At 55.3% G+C, this 19,755-nt stretch carries 23 protein-coding genes; 17 read left to right on the top strand and 6 right to left on the bottom strand.

Annotated elements, in window-relative coordinates:
* The first annotated feature begins 8 nt into the window (after positions 1-8).
* Genes A3OW_RS0109605 through ureG form a run of 5 tightly spaced genes read left to right on the top strand, consistent with a single transcriptional unit; the run spans position 9 to position 3,741 of the window.
* On the top strand, positions 9-329 hold the full coding sequence (locus tag A3OW_RS0109605; protein ID WP_020563228.1) for an urease subunit beta: 321 nt from the start codon (positions 9-11) through the stop codon (positions 327-329).
* Positions 322-2,025: an urease subunit alpha gene (gene ureC / locus A3OW_RS0109600; RefSeq protein WP_020563227.1), complete on the top strand. Its 1,704-nt coding sequence runs from the start codon at positions 322-324 to the stop codon at positions 2,023-2,025. Before A3OW_RS0109605 ends, ureC begins: the two co-directional genes overlap by 8 nt.
* A gap of 2 nt (positions 2,026-2,027) precedes the next feature.
* Positions 2,028-2,456, top strand: coding sequence for an urease accessory protein UreE (ureE, locus tag A3OW_RS0109595; RefSeq protein WP_020563226.1), 429 nt, complete (start codon positions 2,028-2,030; stop codon positions 2,454-2,456).
* Positions 2,446-3,120, top strand: coding sequence for an urease accessory protein UreF (locus tag A3OW_RS0109590; RefSeq protein WP_020563225.1), 675 nt, complete (start codon positions 2,446-2,448; stop codon positions 3,118-3,120). Before ureE ends, A3OW_RS0109590 begins: the two co-directional genes overlap by 11 nt.
* A 12-nt stretch (positions 3,121-3,132) precedes the next feature.
* Positions 3,133-3,741: an urease accessory protein UreG gene (gene ureG / locus A3OW_RS0109585; RefSeq protein WP_020563224.1), complete on the top strand. Its 609-nt coding sequence runs from the start codon at positions 3,133-3,135 to the stop codon at positions 3,739-3,741.
* Between the two features lie 104 nt (positions 3,742-3,845).
* Here the strand turns inward: ureG and A3OW_RS0109580 are convergent.
* Positions 3,846-5,002, bottom strand: a protein-coding gene (locus A3OW_RS0109580) for an IS3 family transposase (protein ID WP_085984330.1) whose coding sequence is annotated in 2 segments (ribosomal slippage) — positions 3,846-4,732 and positions 4,732-5,002 — 1,158 coding nt in all. Because the reading frame shifts where the segments join, the coding sequence is not laid out codon by codon here.
* 791 nt (positions 5,003-5,793) lie between these two features.
* Between A3OW_RS0109580 and A3OW_RS26390 the strand changes: the two genes are divergently transcribed.
* The 7 genes from A3OW_RS26390 to A3OW_RS28255 all read left to right on the top strand — a co-directional run bounded on the left by A3OW_RS26390 (position 5,794) and on the right by A3OW_RS28255 (position 9,549).
* Positions 5,794-6,327, top strand: a complete 534-nt coding sequence (locus A3OW_RS26390; protein ID WP_020563220.1) for a hypothetical protein — start codon at positions 5,794-5,796, stop codon at positions 6,325-6,327.
* A gap of 72 nt (positions 6,328-6,399) precedes the next feature.
* Positions 6,400-6,963 (top strand): hypothetical protein, encoded by a 564-nt coding sequence (locus A3OW_RS27795; protein WP_157385864.1) that lies wholly within the window; start codon positions 6,400-6,402, stop codon positions 6,961-6,963.
* A 271-nt stretch (positions 6,964-7,234) separates the two neighbouring features.
* Positions 7,235-7,402 (top strand): PIN domain-containing protein, encoded by a 168-nt coding sequence (locus A3OW_RS27790; protein ID WP_020563219.1) that lies wholly within the window; start codon positions 7,235-7,237, stop codon positions 7,400-7,402.
* 110 nt (positions 7,403-7,512) lie between these two features.
* Positions 7,513-7,737 carry an addiction module protein gene (locus tag A3OW_RS0109555; protein ID WP_020563218.1) on the top strand — a complete coding sequence of 75 codons (225 nt, stop codon included), beginning with the start codon at positions 7,513-7,515 and terminating at the stop codon, positions 7,735-7,737.
* Entirely contained in the window at positions 7,734-8,027 is a 294-nt protein-coding gene (locus A3OW_RS28260) for a type II toxin-antitoxin system RelE/ParE family toxin (protein ID WP_020563217.1), read from the top strand. Before A3OW_RS0109555 ends, A3OW_RS28260 begins: the two co-directional genes overlap by 4 nt.
* Positions 8,028-8,857: 830 nt before the next feature.
* Complete coding sequence (locus tag A3OW_RS0109535; protein ID WP_020563214.1) at positions 8,858-9,055, top strand: hypothetical protein; 198 nt, start codon at positions 8,858-8,860, stop codon at positions 9,053-9,055.
* 74 nt (positions 9,056-9,129) lie between these two features.
* The gene (locus A3OW_RS28255; RefSeq protein WP_020563213.1) at positions 9,130-9,549 is read left to right on the top strand and encodes a hypothetical protein; all 420 of its coding nucleotides are present in this window, start codon (positions 9,130-9,132) and stop codon (positions 9,547-9,549) included.
* Between the two features lie 290 nt (positions 9,550-9,839).
* On the opposite strand, the gene A3OW_RS0109525 is transcribed toward A3OW_RS28255, so the two are convergent.
* The gene (locus A3OW_RS0109525) at positions 9,840-10,271 is read right to left on the bottom strand and encodes a DUF6567 family protein (RefSeq protein WP_020563212.1); all 432 of its coding nucleotides are present in this window, start codon (positions 10,269-10,271) and stop codon (positions 9,840-9,842) included.
* Positions 10,272-10,650: 379 nt separating this feature from the next.
* Between A3OW_RS0109525 and A3OW_RS0109515 the strand changes: the two genes are divergently transcribed.
* From A3OW_RS0109515 to A3OW_RS0109505, 3 genes are all read left to right on the top strand, one after another.
* Positions 10,651-12,072: an ethanolamine ammonia-lyase subunit EutB gene (locus A3OW_RS0109515; protein ID WP_020563210.1), complete on the top strand. Its 1,422-nt coding sequence runs from the start codon at positions 10,651-10,653 to the stop codon at positions 12,070-12,072.
* Positions 12,059-12,862, top strand: a complete 804-nt coding sequence (eutC, locus tag A3OW_RS0109510; RefSeq protein ID WP_020563209.1) for an ethanolamine ammonia-lyase subunit EutC — start codon at positions 12,059-12,061, stop codon at positions 12,860-12,862. Before A3OW_RS0109515 ends, eutC begins: the two co-directional genes overlap by 14 nt.
* Before the next feature lie 513 nt (positions 12,863-13,375).
* A complete protein-coding gene (locus A3OW_RS0109505; protein WP_020563208.1) occupies positions 13,376-13,642 on the top strand; it encodes a hypothetical protein in 267 nt (88 codons plus the stop codon).
* 63 nt (positions 13,643-13,705) lie between these two features.
* On the opposite strand, the gene A3OW_RS0109500 is transcribed toward A3OW_RS0109505, so the two are convergent.
* Both A3OW_RS0109500 and A3OW_RS0109495 read right to left on the bottom strand, forming a co-directional pair.
* Positions 13,706-14,353: a cupredoxin domain-containing protein gene (locus A3OW_RS0109500; RefSeq protein ID WP_020563207.1), complete on the bottom strand. Its 648-nt coding sequence runs from the start codon at positions 14,351-14,353 to the stop codon at positions 13,706-13,708.
* Entirely contained in the window at positions 14,350-16,011 is a 1,662-nt protein-coding gene (locus tag A3OW_RS0109495; protein WP_033412362.1) for a multicopper oxidase domain-containing protein, read from the bottom strand. The genes A3OW_RS0109500 and A3OW_RS0109495 overlap by 4 nt, the downstream gene beginning before the upstream one ends.
* Positions 16,012-16,242: 231 nt before the next feature.
* Here A3OW_RS0109495 and tusD point away from each other — a divergent pair, with 231 nt between their 5' ends.
* Together tusD and tusC are read left to right on the top strand one after the other, a co-directional pair.
* Positions 16,243-16,632, top strand: a complete 390-nt coding sequence (gene tusD / locus A3OW_RS0109490; RefSeq protein ID WP_020563205.1) for a sulfurtransferase complex subunit TusD — start codon at positions 16,243-16,245, stop codon at positions 16,630-16,632.
* A 6-nt stretch (positions 16,633-16,638) separates the two neighbouring features.
* Complete coding sequence (tusC, locus tag A3OW_RS0109485; protein WP_020563204.1) at positions 16,639-16,995, top strand: sulfurtransferase complex subunit TusC; 357 nt, start codon at positions 16,639-16,641, stop codon at positions 16,993-16,995.
* Positions 16,996-17,008: 13 nt separating this feature from the next.
* On the opposite strand, the gene A3OW_RS0109480 is transcribed toward tusC, so the two are convergent.
* Both A3OW_RS0109480 and A3OW_RS26385 read right to left on the bottom strand, forming a co-directional pair.
* Entirely contained in the window at positions 17,009-17,659 is a 651-nt protein-coding gene (locus tag A3OW_RS0109480; protein WP_020563203.1) for a class II aldolase/adducin family protein, read from the bottom strand.
* A 235-nt stretch (positions 17,660-17,894) separates the two neighbouring features.
* Positions 17,895-19,541 carry a fibronectin type III domain-containing protein gene (locus tag A3OW_RS26385; protein WP_020563201.1) on the bottom strand — a complete coding sequence of 549 codons (1,647 nt, stop codon included), beginning with the start codon at positions 19,539-19,541 and terminating at the stop codon, positions 17,895-17,897.
* Positions 19,542-19,755: the final 214 nt, after the last annotated feature.

Genomic DNA, 19,755 nt, shown 5'->3' with positions numbered 1-19,755 from the left:
TAACTCACATGATACCCGGAGAAATCATCACGGCGGAAGGCGATCTTGAGTTGAACGGCGGCCGCCCGTCCGTCACGCTGACCGTCGCCAACAGCGGCGACCGGCCGATTCAGGTCGGTTCGCATTATCATTTTTTCGAAACCAATCCTGCCTTGCAGTTCGACCGCGACAGAACGCGCGGTTGCCGTCTCGACATTCCGGCGGGAACGGCGGTTCGCTTCGAGCCGGGACAGGTGCGCGAAGTCTCGCTGGTGCCGTTTTCGGGCCTGCGCCGGGTATTCGGCTTTCGGCAGCAGATCATGGGCCCGTTGGAGGATAACCATGGCTAAAATCAGCCGCACCGCGTATGCCGAAATGTTCGGATCGACCACCCGAGATCGGGTGCGCCTAGCCGACAGCGAACTGTTTCTCGAAGTCGAAAAGGACTTCACCGTTTACGGCGACGAAGTGAAATTCGGCGGCGGCAAGGTCATACGGGACGGCATGGGCCAGAGTCAGGCCGATTCCGGATCGGCGATGGACCTGGTCATTACCAACGCCTTGATCGTCGATCACTGGGGCATCGTCAAGGCGGACGTCGGCATCCGGAACGGCCGCATTGCTGCCGTCGGCAAGGCCGGCAACCCCGACGTTCAGAGCGGTGTCGACATCGTTATCGGACCCGGCACCGAGATCATTGCCGGGGAAGGGCAGATCCTCACCGCCGGAGGCATCGACGCCCATATCCATTTCATCTGCCCGCAGCAGATCGAGGAAGCTCTGATGTCGGGCGTCACCACGATGATCGGCGGAGGCACAGGGCCGGCCACCGGCACCAACGCGACCACCTGCACGCCGGGGCCGTGGAACATCCGCCACATGCTTCAGGCTCTGGACGGGTTTCCGATGAATTTCGGCCTGCTCGGCAAGGGCAACGCCAGCCTGCCGGCTGCGCTGGAAGAACAGATACGCGCCGGCGCGATGGGGCTGAAGCTTCACGAGGACTGGGGCACCACGCCGGCGGCGATCGATTGCTGCCTGTCGGTGGCCGACCGCTTCGACGTGCAGGTCGCCATCCATACCGATACGCTGAACGAATCGGGCTTCGTCGAAGACACGATCGCGGCCTTCAAAGGGCGCACGATTCATACCTACCATACCGAAGGGGCCGGCGGCGGACATGCACCCGACATCATCAAAGCCTGCGGCCTGGCCAACGTGCTGCCGTCGTCGACCAATCCCACCCGGCCTTATACGGTCAATACGGTCGACGAGCATCTGGACATGCTGATGGTCTGCCACCATCTCGATCCCGGCATCCCGGAAGACGTCGCCTTTGCCGAATCGCGCATTCGCCGCGAGACGATCGCTGCGGAAGACATTCTGCACGACATGGGCGCGTTCTCGATGATTTCGTCCGATTCGCAGGCGATGGGACGGGTCGGGGAAGTGATCGTCCGGACCTGGCAGACCGCGCACAAGATGAAAATCCAGCGCGGACGGCTGCCCGAAGACGGACTTGGCAACGACAACTTCCGCATCAAACGCTACCTCGCCAAATACACGATCAACCCGGCTATCAGCCATGGCATCGCGCATGAAGTCGGTTCCGTTGAGCCCGGCAAACTGGCCGATCTGGTCTTGTGGAATCCTGCCTTTTTCGGCGTCAAGCCCAGCTTGATTCTCAAGGGCGGCTTCATCGCGGCGGCGCCGATGGGCGATCCCAATGCATCCATTCCGACGCCGCAGCCGGTGCATTACCGGCCGATGTTCGGCGCTTTCGGCAGGGCTTCGGCGGCCACGTCGCTGGTGTTCCTGTCCGCGGCCGCGGCGGAAGCCGGAGCCGCTTCGGCTCTGGAACTGCGCAAGCCGGTCGGCGTGGTGCGCAACGTTCGCGCCATCGGCAAGAAGGATATGATCCATAATCACGCTCTGCCGGTTGTCGAGGTCGATCCTCAGACCTACTCGGTCAGGGCCGACGGCCTGCTGCTGACCTGCGAGCCGGCGGACAGACTTCCTTTCACACAACGCTACTTTTTATTCTGACGATGCTGAAACTGACGAAATTAGTCAATCCAAGCCCTGCGGACGACACTTTGACTCTGCCTTTCGACGTCCGGCAGAAAAGCCGCTTTTACGCCCGGACCGACGGCGGCCGGGAAGTTGGCCTGTTTCTGCCGCGCGGCTCCCTGTTGCGTTCGGGAATGACGCTGACCGGAGACGACGGCGTCAAGATAGGGGTCAAAGCCGCTCCCGAGGCGGTATCGGTAGTTCAAAGCTATGAGCGCTTGCTGTTTGCGCGCGCCTGCTATCATCTGGGCAACCGGCACGTTCCCTTGCAAATCCTGGACGGCGAGCTTCGTTATCTGGGCGATCACGTGCTGGACCGCATGCTGGAAGGCCTCGGTCTTCAGGTCACTCACGAGCATCTGCCGTTCGAGCCGGAAGCCGGCGCCTATCAAACTCATGATCACTGACCTGGCGCTGCTGCGCCTGCTGCAACTGGTTAGCCCGGGGCTGCCGATCGGCATGTACAGCTATTCCCAGGGCCTGGAACAGGCGGTGGAGGCGGGCTGGGTCGCCGGCGCCGACGAGGCGAAATCCTGGATCGGAGCGGCTCTGGAACGCTGCCAGGCGCGCGTCGATTTGCCGCTTCTGGCAAGGCTGTACGATGCCTGGCTCAGGTCCGATACGGCTTCGGTCGAATACTGGAATGCGGTGTTGCTTGCGTTCCGGGAAACCTCGGAATTAAAAAGCGAAGACATGCAAACCGGAGGTGCTCTGGTGAAGCTGCTGACCCGTCTGGAGTCTGAATATGACCTGGACTTGCGCGGCCAAGGCCCGCTGACTCTGGCCGCCGCTTTCGCCTATGCCTCGGTTCGGATGGCCATCCCCCGGAGGGTCGCGATGATCGGATATGCCTGGAGCTGGCTGGAAAATCAGGTGCTGTGCGCGGTCAAACTGGTGCCGCTGGGGCAGGTGGCAGGCCAACGATTGTTGATGGCGCTGGCGGCCGAAATTCCGGAACGGGTCGATTTCGCGTCGACTCTGGCCGACGACGACCTCGGCGGCAGTGCGTTCGGACTGGCTCTGGCCAGCAGCCGCCATGAAACGCAGTATTCGAGATTGTTTCGTTCTTGAGAGGAAATTCAGATGACTGAAAAACAGGTGCTAAGAATAGGAATCGGCGGACCGGTCGGTTCCGGTAAAACGGCCTTGGTCGACGCCTTGTGCAAAAGCATGCGCGACCGTTTCGAAATCGGCGTGGTGACCAACGATATTTATACCCGCGAGGATCAGCAGTTTCTGATTCGCAGCCAGGCCCTGCCGGAAGAGCGCATTCTGGGCGTCGAAACCGGCGGCTGCCCTCATACCGCGATCCGCGAAGACGCCTCGATGAACCTCGCCGCGGTCGAAGAACTGTGCGAGCGTTGGGACAATCTGGATTTCGTCATCGTCGAAAGCGGCGGCGATAATCTGAGCGCGACCTTCAGCCCCGAACTGGCCGATCTGACCATTTACGTGATCGACGTTTCGGCGGGCGACAAGATTCCGCGCAAAGGCGGCCCCGGCATTACCCGATCCGATCTTCTGGTCATCAACAAGATCGATCTGGCGCCCTACGTCGGCGCTTCCCTGGAAGTCATGGACCGGGACGCACGCAAGATGCGCGGCGTCCGGCCCTTCGTCTTCACCAATCTGAAAAAAGGCGACGGCCTCAAGTCGGTGGAAAATTTCATTATCAAGGCCGGCATGTTGTAGGGATGATAATAAGGGATTTCTATCGGTTATCTGCCCGTGGATAGCCTGTCTGGGTTTTGCGGACCGGCAGGCTTTGATATGTCAACACTTTTCCGGACACACGGTTAAGCCGCTTTATGCAGCAATTCGTAGTCCACAGGCGACCTATAGCCATTGGCTGAATGGAGTCGCTCGCGGTTGTAAAAAACCTCAATATACTCAAATATCGTCTGTCTAGCCTCCGATCGGGTTTGATAGGTCTGCGGATGCACCAGTTCGGTTTTCAAGGTATGGAAGAAGCTTTCTGAAACACTATTATCCCAGCAGTTGCCCTTACGGCTCATGCTTTGCCTTATGCCGTGCCGGGCTAACAGCGCCCGATGGCTTTCCGAGGCATATTGACTGCCGCGATCGGTATGCCACATCAGGCCCTGCTCCGGTTTTCGCTTCCAAACGGCCATTAATAAGGCGTCGTTCACCAGTTTGGCCCGCATAGGCTCGGCCATGGACCAGCCCACCACTTGCCGGGAATACAGATCAATCACTACGGCTAAATAGAGCCAGCCTTCCCGAGTAGGAAGATAGGTGATATCGCCGACATAGACCTGATTGGGTCGACCCACGTTAAACTGTCGATCCAGATGGTTAGGTGCAATCGGCAGATCATGTTGGGAATTCGTCGTGACCTTGAATTTGCGCTGGGTTTTACAGGCTAATCCCGCTTCTCGCATGAGACGGCCTATTCGCCGGCGACTGACCGTCCGATCTCGGCCTGATAAGGCGACCTTGAGACGGCGAGTGCCGTAGGTGGTCCGACTTTTATTGAACTCACTTTGCAGGATCTTCGTAAGATCGGCATCGTCTTTTTCAGCCGTGGTGGGAACGCGATGCAGCCAATCATAATAGGCGCTTCGCGATACCTGCAAGAACCGGCACATCGAGCCTACCGCAAATTCCGTTGCATGCTGTTGGATCCAGGCGTACTTCACCGTTGCTCCTTGGCGAAGTACGCGGCCGCCTTTTTTAATAAATCGCGCTCCTCGGTCAGGCGAGCCACCTCTTTCTTGAGGCGTTTGAGTTCGTCGTAAAGAGGCTCGTCGGTTCGTGCCGTTTTATCGTTCTCCTTAGGGCGGCTGTATTTGCTGATCCAGGTGTGCAAGGTATTGACGTTAATACCGAGATCCTTGGCGACCTGAGTGATGGGTTTATCCGATTCATTCGCCAGCTTGACGGCTGAGGCTCTGAATTCGGCGGTATAACTATTAGGTTTTTCTGGGTTCATTTGGATTCACTCTTGTTTGAGAGTATTTTAAAGAGTGTGTCCGGGATAGTGTAGCCACATCAGTTTATTACTGCTCACGTCAACAAACAAAATGCGGCGGCATTGCTGGAAGAGATTGGCAGGGAGTTGAATATGCCGGTTAAGGTCGAGTTTATCGAACGGCAATCCTGACCAACTTTTTGGGGCGTTGAATAAGCCATAACTTCAAAAGATAGGCAATAACGGTTCTGTTTATTGCCTAAAACACGAACTAATAAAGATTCCAAGGCTGAAAACATGACCGAATACAATACTATCTCAATTCCAGGAACGTAGACCGTAGGGCGCAATAGGCAAAAGCCGTATGGCGCCGCATGAAAATGCAACATTCGGCAGAATACGCTTCGCTATTCCACCCTACGTGGGCTCAACTACCGCATCAGACGGCTGACCTTATTTCCCTTTCGGTCTTGTATTGGGCCTATTGTCCCGCCCATAAACAAATTTCGGGCGTAAAAAAACCGCAAGGCTTTTGGGTGGGGATCGAGCCCCTAGTGGATTGTAGTGCCTTCACTCTAGCCCAGGGGAGCGGGTTGTCAAATTTTTGCATGGATTTGGATATATTGGATAATGGGAGAGACTGCGGAGGGGCGATTGTTGTCGGCTGAGGATAAATGATGGTAAGATCACTAATATACCACCGGGTTAGTTTATTTGAGTCGTTTAAAATGTACCTTTAAAAGTGATATCGATCTGTTTATCATTCAAAAGTTGGGTAAACCGGGTTAGATAATCATTTGTAAGATGCAACGATGGACAAATCGCTGACAATATCGAAAATTGACGCGGCTAAGCGGCAATTAGAAACATTTATACGGATGTACTTTAATAGCGGAGACCCTGTAGCCATGCACACCTTAGTTGCAGCAGCATTTGGAGTCATCCGAGATCTCAATCAAAAACGTGGCGGTAGCCCAACATTTCGAGACTTCATATTTCAAAACGTCAAACCAGAATTTCATAAACAACTGCGTGACAAACTAAATGAGGCCCAAAATTTCTTTAAGCATTCAGATCGCGATCATGAGGCGGTGCTGGAATTCAATCCAGAATTAACTGAGTTTATTGCCATGGATGCATGCAACAAGTATGCAGAACTAACTGGTGAGTTTCCTCCCTTGTTTCAAGTCTTCAACGGGTGGATGATGATTACTCATCAAAATATCTTTACATTCCCTGATGATCAACGGGCAAAGCTTGAGAGAGCGGCAAAGATCTTCCTTCCTACTGGAAGAACAGCCTACTTCAACGATATGTTGCTTGCGGTTATGAAAAATGGCGTTTAACTAGCTTAGGGATGCAGGATAGATCGCCGAAAGTCCATCGTCCGCGACACGATCCAAATAGCGAATCACATCATGACATTGATACTAACCGTCAACGGAAGAGAATCAATTTGGATGGTAGCCGATACCCGCCTCTCATATAGTGGCCGCGTTCCTAAAGAGAATGGCAGGAAACTAATGTTTCTCGATACTCTTGACGGAAATGCCATTCTTGGATACGCGGGCTTAGGAGAAACAGGTAAAGGTACAGAACCAGCTGATTGGATGAGTGCGACACTGCGAGGAAGAAATCTTCCACTTGAGCAATCACTTGGCATACTCGCCGGAGCATTACAGCGCCAGTTTCCTAAGCATTTAAAGTCCTTTCCGAAAAATATTTCCGCGGAACACATTATTGTCATACCTTCCATTGTTAACGGAGAAGTACGTTTATATACTATTGATATAGGACTTACAGCAGACCGTAAATTTTATGCGTTTCGCTATACACGCCACAACGTCAACCCGAGGGCAGATCAACCTCTCAGGCCACCCCGAGTTAGTTTCATAGGATCAGGTTCAATATGTCTGGAACGGGATAACACCGCATATGGAGCCGAGATTAATCGCTTTACTAACTGGGATGCCAGAAATTGAGGTAGATGAAACAAAGCTGAATGCAGAACTTGCAAAGCTACCAGAATACCCCGACGAAAACTTGAATTAGAGCCATAGATGGGTTGCCGAAGAAAGCCCATCATTCCCCAATATAGTTATCATTAAGTTGGTAGTGATTATTCAGCCGTGCAAGGAGACCGTCGAGCAGCAGAATTGGTTGGCATTTATTAACGAAAGCTATGGCTGTCTGGCCGATACTCCTTTGGCCCCCTCCCGAGCAACCCGATCTGGATGAAGTCGGTCCCATCCCATGAAATATTTATTGGACACCAACGCTTGCATCGTTTTTCTGAACAAGCGTTCCGATCGGTTAAAACAGCGGCTGGAAGTGTGCCAGCCCCAGGAAGTCGTGTTGTGTTCCGTGGTTAAGGCGAAACTGCTTTATGAAGTAATGAAACGACGAAATACGCATGCTTAAATTTCTAGCTCCATGTATTTTTTCGCGTTACACTCTGCTATCGCTCTCGAATAGAGCTTTCGATCTTGTTTTAATTTATACCTGACCGTGAACCGTGGGAGTTTTGTATTATGGATGCAGCCACAATCGAACGCGAAGCGTTACACTTGCCGCTTCCGGAGCGTGCCAAACTTGTGCAAAAATTACTGTTAAGCCTTGAAAATTTAACCGAATCCGAACTTGAAACGGCATGGCTTGACGAGGCGGAGCGCCGGGCCCAAGAAATAAATGAAGGACTTGTTCAACTCATTCCCGCCGAGGAAGTCAGCCGTAAAGCCAGAGCTTTATTGAAGTGAGTTGTTATTTTCATCCGGGAGCGGAAGCCGAGCACCTCGAATCCATTGCATTTTTCGAATCCCGGCAAAACGGTCTTGGCGTAGCGTATCTTGCTGAGTTCGAGGGGGCGATGGCAACTGTGGTTCAAATGCCGCAACGCTACCGCGTCGAACGTAAACCGAATATTCGCAGCGTTTCTCTTGCCCGGTTTCCGTTTAAAATCATTTTTCGCGATATGGAAGGCATGGTCCAGATTCTCGCAGTTTCTCACAAACGCCGTCGGCCTGACTATTGGTTGAACAGATTGTAACCATCTGCATGGGCGCTTTGATTTAAATTAGGGCGGTGTAGGGCGCCGCAGCCCCGTATCAGTCAGTTGGCTTATTCCAATAAGATAAGGATTTATAATCTAATCCGACGCTGTCAGTGGCAATGCCAGGCAGATCGGTAATTACACCTATCAGATAAGCCGTTTGCTCTTCAAATGGATTAACCGGAGAAGCCAAAGGCGAAGCTGTAACTGGGCCAAATTCAGCAAGATGTTAAAAGCATGGACGCCATCCCTGCGAATCCAGCACAATTTATATCCCAAACCCTTGTGGATGACTCAAACTGGGAGCCGGATGGTGTAACGCTCCAAGTCCGGTTCTGCGAGGGCTGCGAGACGAACCGGTTCACCGGGATTCTCATAGCTACTCTCCCATTTAAGCACCTTGAATGATCTATGCTGCTTTGCAAGACCTGCCCCATTGTGACGCGAAGCCGCATCAAACACGCCACCCCATCATAATCAAACACAACTTCCTGAAAAAAGCGCTGCAACCGACGGTAGCGGGGTTTTGGGTCGGCCTGGCTGGTAAATGCCAAGGCCAGTTACGTCAGACTCATGCGCTTCAGCCGGACTAACGCCAACAACATGCCCACAAAAAATCCAATCAGCACTTGCCCCAGCCCAAATGTCCTTTTAGAATCACCTTCAGTCCATCGCCTGATTTCATTTTACTCCTGTTGGGTCGCTTCAAGCCTTTTATGCGCCCTCTGCGACTATCAATGACTTATAATTTTTGGCGTGTATAGAGCGTATCTTTTTGAAATTGGTCGCCATATTTACAAATCAAGTTTTCCAGAGGCATAACCGTCATGGCCACAACCGTAAAAACCGAAATCCCCGATCAACTTTGGCGACAAGCACAATCCATGGTGGAGCGCGGTTGGGTCGCCAATATGGATGAGTTGATTATCGAATCCATCCGTCGTTATCTGGAGTCCCATCTTGAAGAGATGAACGAGCGATTCATCCGGGAAGATGTCGACTGGGGATTGCATGGACAGGATTAGCCCGGTAGTCGTTGCCGACGCCGGGCCTATCATTCATTTGGATGAATTAGGATGTCTCGATATTCTGGCCGATTTTGGCACAGTCGGTGCCCGAGGCGGTTTGGCTGGAAGTGCAGCGGCATCGGCCGCAGGCGATGGAAACAGCGGCAGGATTGTTTAATCGCCGGAGTGCGCTTTTGATTTCCCCAATGGTCAAGGCTTTAACGCCGCTGTATACCTTGCATGTCGGTGAGCAGGAAGCTTTGCATTTGTGTCTGGAACTTGGCGGTTGCCTGTTGCTGACGGATGACACGGCTGCTCGTCTTGCGGCAAAAAGCTTGAGCATCCCGGCGCATGGCACGCTTGGTCTATTGATCAGAGCGATTCGTAGGCGATCCCGGTCAAAACCAGAGGTGTTGACACTGCTGCAAGAGATTCCTCTGCGAACGACTTTGCATATTCGTCCTACTTTATTGGCGGAAATCATTGTTCAGGTGGAAGCCGAAGTCGAATAACCATTCGCTAAAAATCGCACGGTTTGCGTCTGGAACTCGAGATCTCCAGGGCCGAACCCAAAGCGCTACCATCCACCCCATTCCGAATTAATTACGCAAGCCTTGCCGAATACATTCGCCCGGGGTGAATGAATTCCTCCCTGCAAGCGAATGAAAATGCTCCAGTAGGGCCATTGTCAGAGCCGTTGGATTGCCTGTTCCGGTTTGTGAAGGAGGTGACTGATTGTCAGACTGGCAATTTTTGTGTTCTGCTTAATCATTCGGATAAAACCCGTGAGAAGAATCAGCTTTTATCTCATACGCTCCTCATATTGAACATGTTGCTCCGCCCGGCCGGTAAATTCGATCACATCCGCACGCACCGTAATCTTTGGCAGAGCGAATAAAAGGTAATAATTGGCAGTGTGTTCGTGCATCACGTTGACCAGAGCCTGGGCTTTCCCCTCGGAAACGTTCGCCGACTGGTAGAGCCGGGTGACCGCTTCCTGGTAAAGGGGCGATCTCAGTGTAATGAGCCCCAGAAAACTGAAACCCGTGCTGCTGCCGGTGGCATCGGCTTTCACGATTTTGTAATTCTGCTCTGATAAATTGACGTCCGTCGTCGTTAGAATCTGGGGTCCGGTCTGGGCGGGAACGAGTCCCGACAAGGCGGGAAGGGAAGAGGCCGCCGCGCAGCCGGTCAGCAATGCCAGGATCGGCAGAAGTTTCAAATAGTTCGTCATGACACCGATTTCTCCGCAAAGTTAAGGAATTCAATGGACTCCCGTTTCTGCACCGGAGTCCCGAAAAACCTGAAACCGTCAAGAAAAATACCGTTCCGAAATGCTCCGTCGATGATTCCGGTTCACGCGAGCTTTCGCCGGACGGGTGATATTTTGAAAGCCTGGCTTGCGTATAATTCAATTGAATTCGTAGGAAACGTTTAAAAAATCCGATAAAGTCTCGGTATTGGCCGAAGCTCGGCAATAAGCGGTGCTTTTCCGGTTTTCGGCCGTTGAAACTTTCGTTTTAAAAAAGATTCGAATAATCGGCAAGTTTCGCCATGAGTAACGCAAACGGTCGGAGTCGATGGATTTTTTCTTCCGGTAAAATGATCCTGTCATGTATAAAACTTCTATAAACCAGCGCGTCTACGATTTCAAGAATTTGCGCAACGTGATGGCCAAGGCGTCGCCGGCGCGGTCCGGCGATTATCTGGCCGGCCTCGGCGCGGCCGACAATCTGGAGCGAGTGGCTGCCCAATCGGTGCTGGCCGAGGTGCCGCTCAAACGGTTTCTCAATGAAACTTTGGTGCCGTACGAGCTGGACGAAGTCACGCGCCTGATTCTCGACGAGCACGACGGTGCCGCTTTTGCGCCGGTCAGCCATTTGACCGTCGGCGATTTTCGCAACTGGCTGCTGTCCGAACAGGCGACCACGGAAAAGCTGACCGGGATCGCTCCGGGCCTGACGCCGGAAATGGCGGCGGCGGTTTCCAAAATCATGCGCATCCAGGATCTGATTCTGGCCGCGAAAAAATGCCGGGTGATTACCCGCTTCCGCAACACCCTCGGCCTGGAGCACCGCTTCTCCACGCGCCTTCAGCCCAATCATCCGACCGATCATCCTGCCGGCGTCGCCGCCGGCATTCTGGACGGTCTGCTGTACGGCTGCGGCGATGCCGTCATCGGCATCAATCCGGCTTCGGACAACGTCGAAGCCACAATGAAGCTGCTGCATTTGCTGAATGACGTGATCGAGCGTTACCGGATACCGACGCAAGCCTGCGTGCTGGCGCACGTGACGACGACTCTGAAAGCCGTCGAATTGGGCGCGCCGGTTGATCTGGTCTTTCAATCCATCGCCGGCACCCAGAAAGCCAACGAGAGTTTCGGCATCAACCTGAACGTATTGCAGGAGGCGCGGCTGTGCGCGCTGGAACTTCGACGCGGTGGCCGGTTCGAAAACGGAACGTTGGGCGACAACTGTCTGTACTTCGAAACGGGGCAGGGCAGCGCGCTGTCCGCCGATGCCCATCACGGCGTGGACCAGCAAACCTGCGAAGCCCGGGCTTATGCCGTGGCGCGCAAATTCAAGCCGCTGCTGGTCAATACGGTGGTCGGCTTTATCGGGCCCGAATACCTTTACGACGGCAAGCAGATCATCCGAGCCGGGCTGGAGGATCATTTCTGCGGTAAGCTGCTGGGCCTGCCGATGGGCTGCGACGTCTGTTATACCAATCACGCCGAAGCCGATCAGGACGACATGGACACGCTGCTGACGCTGTTTGCCGCCGCCGGAGGCACTTTCGTGATGGGCGTACCCGGCGCGGACGACGTGATGCTCAACTACCAGTCCACGTCGTTTCATGATGCCCTGTACGTGCGCCAGTTGCTGGGGCTCCGGCCCGCGCCCGAATTCGAGCAATGGCTCCGGCAACACGGGATTTTCAACGATTTAAACCGCTTGCAGCGGCCGGAAGTGCCGGCGTTGTTCCGGTCGTCTTTACAAAAATCGGGAGAGCCGGGCGATGAGCGATACTGACGATCCTTTGATCATTCCCGATCCGTGGCACGGCCTGAAGCAGTTCACTCCCGCCCGAATTGCTCTGGGCCGGGCCGGCATGAGCCAGCCGACCCGAGCCGGCCTGGACTTTCAATTGGCGCATGCGCTGGCTCGGGATGCGGTCCAACTGCCGCTGGATTTTGCCGGGCTCGAACAGCGCCTGAACGATCGGGGCTGCCGCACGGTGATCCTGCAAACCCGGGCGGAAAGCCGGCAGCAGTATTTGCAGCGTCCGGACCTCGGGCGGCGTCTGAGCGAAGCCGCCGTGGCCTGCCTCGACCGGAACCCCTTTCCCGAGGCGGACGCCGTCGTCGTGGTCGCCGACGGTTTATCGTCGCAAGCCATCGAGCGCCATGCCGTTCCGTTCCTGGATTTGCTGCTGCCTCGTCTGTATGAAATGGGTTACCGCCTGCCGCCGGTCTGTCTGATAAAACAGGGACGGGTGGCGATCGGCGACGAAGTCGCGGCCCACTACGCGGCCAGACTGTGCATCGTCCTGATCGGGGAGAGGCCCGGTCTCAGTTCGCCCGACAGCATGGGCATTTATTTCACCTACCGGGCGAGCCCCGGCATCAGCACCGACGCCGACCGCAATTGCATTTCCAACATTCATCCACACGGGTTGGGTTACGAGCAGGCGTTGAGAAAGTTGCTGTATCTCATCCGGGAGTCCGAAAAATTGCAGCTTTCCGGGGTGCTATTGAAAGACGAAACCAGCGAAGACGCACCGATGGCTCTTCAGAAAACCGGAAATTTTTTACTCGATTGACCGACCCGGCTTTCCGCAGGACGGGCGGCGCTGGCCTGACAATTTCGGCCATTTGCCTAACGCGTAATCGCCGACGAACGGCAAAAGTTGCCGTTTCCGGCGGATTTCGGCTTTTTGATAATCCGGCTTCTAAAAAAAATTTATCTTTCGGGTGTGGGTTTTGGGCGGCTGATACGTCTTACAGTTGAAGCTTGGGGAAAATTCGATTTTACCTTGGAAGTCAGCCGGAAGTCCGGCTCATTTCCGGCTTCAAACTCTCTCAATAAGTCATCAATAAACCTGTTTCCAGGGATGGATTTTTTCTCCAGCCGGCATGAATTTCAATCATCGCTTTCATTGAATGAAGGCGCGGCAGTGTGTGCCGGATTTTACCCGGTCCATCGATTGTCTGGGTTGTTTATTGATAAATAATAACGATAAAGAGTCAAGTATTCGCCTGTACGGCGCTGCTTCCGGCGTTTCGGGGCAGCGGAACCGTTAGGCACGCATCAATGAGCCATAGCGAGGAAGAATATGGATACGTTAAAGCTTTTGCAAGAATCCAACAGTAAACCATTACAGAATGGAAAACCGGGCCATCATACTATCAACAGCGATCAGGAACTGATCGATCTGTTTCCGTTGCCTCGATATTTCCAGGTGCATTTTCAGCATGTGCATGAAAATACGGACGCGCTTCAGAGCGAACTGGCCCAGCTCAAGCAGGTTGTCGCCGGCGTCGATGCAAAACTGGAACAGTTGACGGCGTTGCTGAGCCGCTCCTCCAAATCGGCAACTTGAAGGCCATTTCTGCGGGCGGTCGATTTTTTCTGCCGAATGATAAAGAGAGGGCGTCCGGCCGGTTCATCTGATTTTCAAGACGAAATACGGCAGCACCGCGCCGACCAGCAAGCAAAACAGGAGCAGTGCCACGGACGGAGCGTTCCAGTCCACCGGATAGACGTCGGCCCGGACCGGTTTGCTGATGCCGGGAATGCTGGGTAAATCGCCGTCGCCGCCGCCGACTTTGAGCTGCGCTTTCATGCCTTTTTCCATGTGCTGCGGCAGTTCGCAGTGCACCAGATAGGTCTTTTTCTGGCTGGGCACGATCAGCGAGGCCTTCAATTCGCCTTTGCCGTAAAGTTCGAGATGGAACATGCCGTCGGGATACAAATAGCCCGGCAGTCCGTGAATCATCAACTGGTGCCGGATGTCGTCCTCGTTGACGAAAGTGATGTTGATTTTCGAGCAGGGCGCCACGTCCCATTGCTGTCGGTCGAAAGCAAACATTTTTCCGGGAAATTTTGCGGCCTGCTTGTGGCCCGCGCGAATGGTGATGTCGATGTTGCCGGCCAGTTTCGGGCAATCGCGCGGAAGTTTGTCCTCGTTGGCGTTCATGATCATGCCTTTTTCGTCCATGATCATGCCGTGATGATCCATCATCGCATGGACAGGCTGTCCCAGACCGAAAATGAACAGAGCGAGAAGAAGCCGGGATTGAAATGTGTTCATTGGATTGATTTCCGTTTCACCGCGATCGCAACAACAAGGAGAAGACCGACGGCCAGACCGGCGCTCAAGCCGAACAGGATCAGCCGAATCATGTCGGGCTCGATCGACCCGGCATCGCCGAGCAACTGAGCGAATTCCTCCTTGGCGAAGAGAGCTTGCGTTTTGGCGTAATAGTTCTTGTCGAAGATCTCGTCGAGCAATTCATCGTGGCCCTTGGGCATGCCCTGTTCGTCGAGCAGTCCTTTATACGCCAGAATCGCCATGTTGCCGCCGGGCTCCATGCCGTCGGTCGTGGTGCCGGTCAGCACGTGATCGTGGAACATCCACAAGCCGGGACCGTAGCTGTGCAAGCCGTCGTTGGCCGTATTCAGGCTCAAGTCCACCCGCTGCGCCGGAGCGATTTCGATGACGTCGCGCGTCACTTGCAGACCTTCAGGCTGATCCACGCCGTCGTAGGCGATGGCGGTGGGTTTATGCCCGTGGATGTGAAGCGCTATCGAGGAGCGCTGAGCATTGGCCACGCGCAGCTTGATGCGTTCATCGCCTGAAGCGAGCACCAAACCGTCCCGCACCGTATAAGGGAAGGAGCGGCCGTTCAGCATGAAATAATTTTCGCTCGATCGGGTCATGTTGTATTCCCGGCTCATTCGTTTGGAAATAAGCCTTGGATCGTTGCTGTCCTGGACGATTTGCGACAGTTGCTTGTCGAGCGACTGATAGAACAGATCGTATTCACTGTTGAATTTTTCCCGTACCGCCACGGAAGGATGCCGAACCTGGCCGGCCCCGACATTGAAAGTCTGCACCCAATTGTTGGGGCGGTTTTCTTCGACGACGAAGAGACCGTTGAGCCCCATCAGATAATGCTGGGCGGTCTGCACGTGGCAATGATAGAGCATCGTGCCGGCATGGCGGGGCCGGATTTCATAAGTATGGATCTGGCCCGGAAACACCGCATGTTCTTCCACGCCGTCGTTATCCTTGCCGTCGGCGGTCATCCACGGATGGTCGACGCCGTGCAGATGAATCGTATGAGGCAGGTAATGAGTATTTTCCAGCGTGACGTACACCCGGTCGCCCTGTTCCACCCGAATCACGGGGGAGGGCGCCCGCAGCAAGGGATTGGCCTGGGTCGAGTTGAAATTTTTTAATGCCATGCCCCGCGATTTCGGCGCATACACCCACAGGCCGGGTCGAATGCCGGGAGCGATGTCGAACGTATTGATGGGAAAGTTGCCGTCCGGCGTGGCGCCGTTGAGCTCGACAACCTCCAGTTTGATGCGGATAATATCGGGATCGCCGTCGCCGTCGAGATCGTCGGACAGGGTCAGCGCATCCTGGGCAAGATGAGTCTGCATCAGGGTGGCCATCGAGACGTTGTTGGTGCCTTTGACGGCGGCCGCGACGTCGTACGGATTGTCGGGCTCGCACGCCAGCGACTCTTCGATTCGTACCCCGTCGATTTCCTGAGCCTGCCGCCATTCGGGATGATCGTTGGGACACGGTTTTTCGGTGCCGCCGGCCTCGCCTGAACGGTTGTAAACGGTTTCCGGCGGAGTGACGCCCGCTTCCTCGCGGACACGAGGAACCAGGAAAACGGCAACGCCGATTAATAAGATCGAGAGAATAATGAATAACGGGATGAGTCTTTTGGTCATAAATTGACGGAAAACCTGAAAAACGATGCCATCTCGCAAGCCGGCCTGGCAAAAACCGGTCCTGCACGGCAGAGGAGCGAACGCCGAAACGGCGTTTTTTCTCGCGAAAGTTAAAAAACCGGAATTATATCGTAAATTGAACGACAAACTGAAAATCCGGAAAGAATAGCTTGCTTTTTTCGCCACCGGGGACAGTGCCGCTTTCTCCGACTTAGAGTTAGATAAGACAGAATGAAATTCGCCATTCAGATCAATTCCAGTCCTTACCGTTCCAATGCCGGCTATTCGGCGTTCCGTTTCATCAATGCCTTGCTTGCCGAAGGCCATGAGGTGTTCAGGGTGTTTTTTTATCACGACGGTATTTATCACGGCCTCCGTTACGCCACGCCGCCGGACGATGAAGTCCGGTTGACGGCGCAGTGGAGCGATCTGGCCGGACGCCACGGCATCGACCTGGTGCTCTGCATTTCCGCGGCGCAAAGGCGTGGCCTGCTCTGCGCGGACGAAGCCGGACGGCAGGGGAAAATGGACGACGATCTGGCCGAGGGGTTTCGTATTTCCGGCTTGGGACAATGGGTTGAAGCCACGCTGATCGCCGACCGGTTTTTGGTATTCGGATAAAACGAAATGAAAAAATATCTGTTTGTCTTGCGCGGACCCGCTCACAACGGCGCCTACGCCCAGGAAACGTTGGACGTTGTTTTGACTACGGCCGCTTTCGACCAATCGGTCGCCATTCTATTGCTGGATGACGCCGTCTTCCAGATCAAACAGGGGCAACAGCCCGAAAGGGCGGGCATGAAAGACGTTGCCGCCATTTTTAGAGCGCTCGAAATTTACGACGTCCATTCGATTTACGCCGAAGCCGAATCATTGCAGGAAAGAGGACTGAAGCCGGGGCATTTATGCCTGCCGGTGCGGGAGATTTACCGGAAAGACGTCGCCGCGCTGATGAAGCGGCATGACCTTGTCATTTCCGCTTAGCGAAAAGACGGCCTTAGCCCGGGTGCAGTTCTTGATAAGCCAGTCGCAAGGCCGAGGCCAGCGTTTTGATCAGCGTCTGGCTGGCTTCTGCGATCGAATCCCCGAACGCCACAATGCCGTCTTCATGCCCCAGCATGACAAAGAGGGAAGTTTCCGCCAGCCGGTCTTCCTCAAACAGGCTGAGCACGGCGGCCGCCATGGCCGGCGTCCCGTAGCGGACATCGGCGGCGACGGCGGACAAGGCCAGCGCTTGATGATGTCGCCAGATCACCGGACTGTGCACATGGACCACGGCCCGTACCCTCTGACTGGCTTGATAGACGGCGGCATGCGTCAATGCTTCCGAGGAAGGCTTGTTGGCGCCTTCCGCAACGATATGATTTTGCCCGGCGTCGGCGTGCACGATTCGGCAGTAATGTTCCGGCGTCAGGCGTTCCAGTCCGCCCGTTTGCGAGCCGGTAATGACAAATTGACGGGTACGGTCCAGGCGGAAGCTGAGATTGCCGAACCCCAGGCCGCCGTACCGCTGCGGATCCTGGCCGATTAAGCCCAACCGGAACAATATCGAACGCCACGCGTTCAATTCAGCCAGTTCGAGGTAGTTTGACGCCGGAGCAGGACGGTAATCCAGCCGGTATTTGATAACGCCTTCTTGTTCGGCCATAAATGCCATCAAGGGTAATTGGAATCAAGGAAGATAGCATAGCTTTTAAACGCAGAGAATGCCATTGGTCTTGATCGCGTCAAGCGGCGCGGTTTTCTCTGGTAGACCGCGCGTCGGCGGCAAGAACGCCGGACCGCCGTTTTTGAAAATGATCGGGCCTCGCGGGATGGTTGGCTCCAAAAGGAAAAAGGCCGGCGCCCGGAAGGAGCGCGCGGCCGGGAGGTAAGGGATACGCTTAGGGCAGATAAGGTTTCAGCGTGTCGTGCCATTTCTGGAACTGGCTGGCGTAAGCGTCGTTCATAAGGTCTGTCTGATAAATCTCGAAATAGGTGGTATTGAAGTTGTTGTAGGCGAAACTGAAGCCGGCGTCCGGACTGTCGTTGTTGGCCCAGTAGCACCAGGACCAGGCGCTCTGGTTCTTCCATTCGCCGCAGGCCTGGTACATGATGCTGGTTTCGCTGCGGACGTCGCTGACTATTGTCGCCAGCGGCGAGTTCAACGTCGGTGCCATGCCGGTCAGCACTTCCTGGAAGAAATTAAGCTTCGGCTTGCTGACGCCGTCGAACTCGGCCATCAGGTCGTCGCGAATCTTTTCGGTAGTGGAAGGCTTGTTGGTACCGTCGCTAATACCGAACAGGCCGGCGTAGAGATGTTTGTTGGGGAAGGCATTAACCCAGGCGCGGACCGAGCGGAGCACCCCGTCTTCCAGTTTTTCCGCGGTGTAGCCGGAAGGCGGTTGAACCATCCGGATCGACTGGATGCCGCCGATGGCCGCATCCACCTGCCGGACGGTGGGATGATCCTTGATCGCGATGCCGTCCACTTGATAATTGCTGAGAGCCGTGATCAGCTTTTCCAGGGCGGTCAGCATGGTCGTATCCCAGGGCACGGTAACCAGGCCGGACTGAGGATCGGTATAGGTTTCAGTCTTATCCATCAGCCAGCTTGGGGCCGCTACGACAATAGTCGCGATCGAAACGCCCTGACCCAGAGCCTGCGCCTGTTTGATCACCGAAGCCACCTTGCTGAAATCGTATTTGCCTTCGGTTTTTTCGATCTGCTTCCAGAAGATCCGGATCAGCACGCCGTCGACGAAGGGCTTGTCGACCACGGTATCGATCGAATAGATGCCGGCCGGCACCCCGCCGGCGCTGCCGCCACCGCCGCCACCATCGCCCCCGCCGCCGGAGTTGCCGGTGGTGGCGCTGGCCGAGGCCGACTGCGCCGAGCGGTTGCCGGCGGCATCGTAAGCCGAGACCGTGTATTGGTAAGTGGTGTTCGGGCTCAGGCCGCTGTCGCTGAAGGTGGTGCCGGCCACCGAGGCGAGCTCGACGCCGTTGCGATACACCGTATAGCCTTGGACGCCGACCGCATCGGTCGAGGCGTTCCAGCTCAGGCTGACGGCCGAGGACGAGACCGCGGTCGCGGCGAGCCCTCCCGGAACGGTCGGGGCCGTGGTGTCGGCCGAAGAGGTCGTGGCCGAGACGGAGGACGACTGCTTCGAGCTATTGCCGGCGGCATCGTAAGCGGCCACGGTATAGCTGTAGCTCTTGCCGGAGGTCAGGCCGGTGTTCGAGAACGAGGTGCCGGTGACGGTGGCGATCTGACTGCCGCCGCGGTAAATCTTGTAGCCTTTGACGCCGACGTTGTCGGTGGCCGCGGTCCAGGCCAGGTTGATCGCCGAGGTCGAGGCGGCGGTGGCGGAAACGCCGCCGGGAACGCTGGGGGCGGAGGTGTCCCGGCTCGGCCGCCAGGCGGCGTGAGCGGACTCGATCTGGGCAGCGCCGAGCACCAGTCCCAGGCACAGCAGGCCCGCCGAGGCCGTGCGGCGGCGTTCGAGGGCATGAGGACGGTTTAAGGCATGAGGGCAAGAAAACTTCATAACGGACTCCCGGTATTTTAAACGCTGTGGAAATTCAAGCGGCCCGGAGTTCCGGTCCAGGCCTTGATGGCGTCTGAGCGCCGGTGGCGTTCAGCTTGGCCGTTGGGAGAAATTATGATGAGAAGGCCCGGTCAATTCTGCGAACGGATCTTCATTTTCGGGAATTTCAAAGGCTTGGCTAGCCAGTTATGTGGACAGCATCCGCTAAAACGTC

The organism is Methylosarcina fibrata AML-C10, assembly GCF_000372865.1.
GTDB lineage: Bacteria > Pseudomonadota > Gammaproteobacteria > Methylococcales > Methylomonadaceae > Methylosarcina > Methylosarcina fibrata.
Note: the sequence above shows the minus strand (reverse complement) of the source record. Positions and strands in the feature narration are given on the sequence as shown.

Coding starts and splice junctions, on each gene's coding strand:
- A3OW_RS0109495 (WP_033412362.1), bottom strand. CDS start 16,011: ATGACCAAAAGACTCATCCCGTTATTCATTATTCTCTCGATCTTATTA.
- A3OW_RS0109515 (WP_020563210.1), top strand. CDS start 10,651: ATGTATAAAACTTCTATAAACCAGCGCGTCTACGATTTCAAGAATTTG.
- A3OW_RS0109480 (WP_020563203.1), bottom strand. CDS start 17,659: ATGGCCGAACAAGAAGGCGTTATCAAATACCGGCTGGATTACCGTCCT.
- A3OW_RS0109500 (WP_020563207.1), bottom strand. CDS start 14,353: ATGAACACATTTCAATCCCGGCTTCTTCTCGCTCTGTTCATTTTCGGT.
- tusC (WP_020563204.1), top strand. CDS start 16,639: ATGAAAAAATATCTGTTTGTCTTGCGCGGACCCGCTCACAACGGCGCC.
- A3OW_RS27795 (WP_157385864.1), top strand. CDS start 6,400: ATGACATTGATACTAACCGTCAACGGAAGAGAATCAATTTGGATGGTA.
- A3OW_RS0109605 (WP_020563228.1), top strand. CDS start 9: ATGATACCCGGAGAAATCATCACGGCGGAAGGCGATCTTGAGTTGAAC.
- A3OW_RS0109525 (WP_020563212.1), bottom strand. CDS start 10,271: ATGACGAACTATTTGAAACTTCTGCCGATCCTGGCATTGCTGACCGGC.
- A3OW_RS0109535 (WP_020563214.1), top strand. CDS start 8,858: ATGGCCACAACCGTAAAAACCGAAATCCCCGATCAACTTTGGCGACAA.
- A3OW_RS0109555 (WP_020563218.1), top strand. CDS start 7,513: ATGGATGCAGCCACAATCGAACGCGAAGCGTTACACTTGCCGCTTCCG.
- tusD (WP_020563205.1), top strand. CDS start 16,243: ATGAAATTCGCCATTCAGATCAATTCCAGTCCTTACCGTTCCAATGCC.
- ureE (WP_020563226.1), top strand. CDS start 2,028: ATGCTGAAACTGACGAAATTAGTCAATCCAAGCCCTGCGGACGACACT.
- A3OW_RS26385 (WP_020563201.1), bottom strand. CDS start 19,541: ATGAAGTTTTCTTGCCCTCATGCCTTAAACCGTCCTCATGCCCTCGAA.
- eutC (WP_020563209.1), top strand. CDS start 12,059: ATGAGCGATACTGACGATCCTTTGATCATTCCCGATCCGTGGCACGGC.
- ureG (WP_020563224.1), top strand. CDS start 3,133: ATGACTGAAAAACAGGTGCTAAGAATAGGAATCGGCGGACCGGTCGGT.
- A3OW_RS26390 (WP_020563220.1), top strand. CDS start 5,794: ATGGACAAATCGCTGACAATATCGAAAATTGACGCGGCTAAGCGGCAA.
- ureC (WP_020563227.1), top strand. CDS start 322: ATGGCTAAAATCAGCCGCACCGCGTATGCCGAAATGTTCGGATCGACC.
- A3OW_RS27790 (WP_020563219.1), top strand. CDS start 7,235: ATGAAATATTTATTGGACACCAACGCTTGCATCGTTTTTCTGAACAAG.
- A3OW_RS0109590 (WP_020563225.1), top strand. CDS start 2,446: ATGATCACTGACCTGGCGCTGCTGCGCCTGCTGCAACTGGTTAGCCCG.
- A3OW_RS0109505 (WP_020563208.1), top strand. CDS start 13,376: ATGGATACGTTAAAGCTTTTGCAAGAATCCAACAGTAAACCATTACAG.